The sequence below is a fragment of the Streptomyces sp. LS1784 genome, from assembly GCF_020103755.1.
Classification (GTDB): domain Bacteria; phylum Actinomycetota; class Actinomycetes; order Streptomycetales; family Streptomycetaceae; genus Kitasatospora.
In genome coordinates this window covers 1-1,963 of sequence record NZ_JAHSQD010000936.1, presented here as the reverse complement: position 1 = coordinate 1,963, position 1,963 = coordinate 1, and the positions used below count along the sequence as shown (strand labels likewise).

Genomic DNA, 1,963 nt, shown 5'->3' with positions numbered 1-1,963 from the left:
CCGTGCCACCGGCCGCCCCGGCCAGCGCCTCCAACCGCCGCAGGCTGGCCCGGCGCTGGAGCGCGCCGAGGCCGACCGTCGCCGCTCCGAGCCCCAGCCAGCCGAGCGGGCCGGCCGCCATCACCACCCCCGTGAGCAGCAGCGGGCCCACCGACTTCTGCACCGACTGGGACATCCCGGCGACCCCCAGGTACGAGGCCCGGGCGCCCGGCGGGGCCAGCACGACCGCCAGCTCCCAGGAGCTCACCGAGCGCAGCAGCTCCGCCAGGGTGACCAGCATGGCCGCGGCCAGCAGTGCGACCGAGGCCACGACCGGCCCGGCGCCGGTGGCGAGCGCGATCAGCAGGCAGCCGCCCAGCACCGTCACCCCGTACCAGCGCACCGCTGCGGCCGCCCCGAGCGCCCCCTCCGCCCGGGCCGAGACCCGCAGTTGCAGCAGCACCACGAGCACCGTGTTGAGCACCAGGAAGACCGGGACGACCGCGTGCGGCGCGCCGGTGTGGTGGACCAGCCAGAGCGGCAGCCCGACGTTGAGGATCGAGTCGTCCAGGTTCAGCGGCATGTCCAGCAGGACGAACCGCAGGTAGCCGCGGTCCCGCCAGGGACTCGGCACGGCGGACGGCACCGCGGTGGGCTCCTCCCCGGCCTTCGCCGCGACCAGGCCGCGCCCGGACGGCTCCCGGGTGCGCCAGACCAGCACGGCGGCGAGCACGTAGGACAGCCCGTTGGCGAGGATCAGCGCCCGGTAGGCGGCCGTGGTCCCCACCGCGAGCCCGATCGCCGCGATGCCCGCACCGAGCGCGTACCCGGCGTTGGCCACACTGCGGAACAGCGCCTGGTAGGTCGCCCGCCGCTCGCCCGCCACCCGGGTCGCGAACAGCATCTCCAGCGTCTTGGCGGCCCGCTCGGCCAGGCAGATCAGGGCCACCACGGGCAGCAGCGCGGCGAAGTCGTCGACCACCAGCAGCAGCACCATCGCGCCCAGCCGCAGCAGGTGGCAGCCGATCAGCAGCCACCGCACCGGCACCCGCTCGGCCGCCCGCCCGGCCAGCGGGGACCCGGCGATCCCCGCCACCGCCCCCACCCCGAGCAGCAGCCCAAGCCGGCGCGCGTCCATCCCGCACACGTAGGTGAAGTAGAGCACCGAGGCCGCCGCCCACACCCCGGTGCCGGTCCGGTCGACGCACTGAGCCAGCAGCATGATCCGCGCGTCCCGCCCGCCCGGCGGCCGCCGCAGCTGCGTCATCAGTCCGTTCCCCCGCATGGCAGGCCCCCGTCGCATGAGTGGTGTGAGTCGGTCGAGTCGCGTGATCGCAATCAATCTCGACATCAAGATACTTCACATCAAGAGACTCACGGAACCCCTGAAACGCCGGTAGCGCCCGACCCCACGAAGGGCCGGGCGCCACCGGGGCGACGACGGGCGGGAGTCCCCGCCCGGCTCACCTCGGCGGAACGACGGACTCGATCAGCGCCACCGTCGCCTGCGGGTCCGCCACCTGGACCACCAGCCGGGCGTACTTCTCGTCGGCGAGCTCGATCACCACGATCCGGCTCGCGTCATGCACGTCCCAGAACACCCGCTCGCCGTCGCGGCGGAAGGTCCCGGCCGTGATGACGTCCGGGAAGTGGGTCCCGGGGGCCCGGAACCCCTTGGGCTCCTTGGCGATCCCCGGATCCGCCGTCGCGCCGCGCACGTTGGCCAGTGGGATCACCAACCGGCTCTTCAGCGCCCAGAGCTTGTCCAGGCCCTCGATCTCCACGACCAGGCTGTCGCCGTCTATCCCGACCTGCGCCATCTGCCGACTCCTTCTCCTCGGTGGAAGCACTTCCGTGGTCAACCGGGCGTCCGGGACGCCCGACAGGGCCGCTCAGCGGCGGTCCAGCCCCCGCAGCAGCGCCGCGCCGGCCGCCGGGGCGTCGACGCCCGGATCGACCGCCCGGTCCAGCGCCCGCAGGCCGA

The 1,963-nt window shown here is 74.4% G+C and carries 2 protein-coding genes; both read right to left on the bottom strand.

Annotated elements, in window-relative coordinates:
* Nucleotides 1-1,246: MFS transporter (locus KS423_RS44410; protein WP_224285355.1), on the bottom strand; the 1,246-nt coding region annotated here is incomplete at its 3' end.
* A gap of 196 nt (nucleotides 1,247-1,442) precedes the next feature.
* Nucleotides 1,443-1,799 (bottom strand): hypothetical protein, encoded by a 357-nt coding sequence (locus KS423_RS44405; protein ID WP_224285354.1) that lies wholly within the window; start codon nucleotides 1,797-1,799, stop codon nucleotides 1,443-1,445.
* Nucleotides 1,800-1,963 lie beyond the last annotated feature (164 nt).

Coding starts and splice junctions, on each gene's coding strand:
- KS423_RS44405 (WP_224285354.1), bottom strand. CDS start 1,799: ATGGCGCAGGTCGGGATAGACGGCGACAGCCTGGTCGTGGAGATCGAG.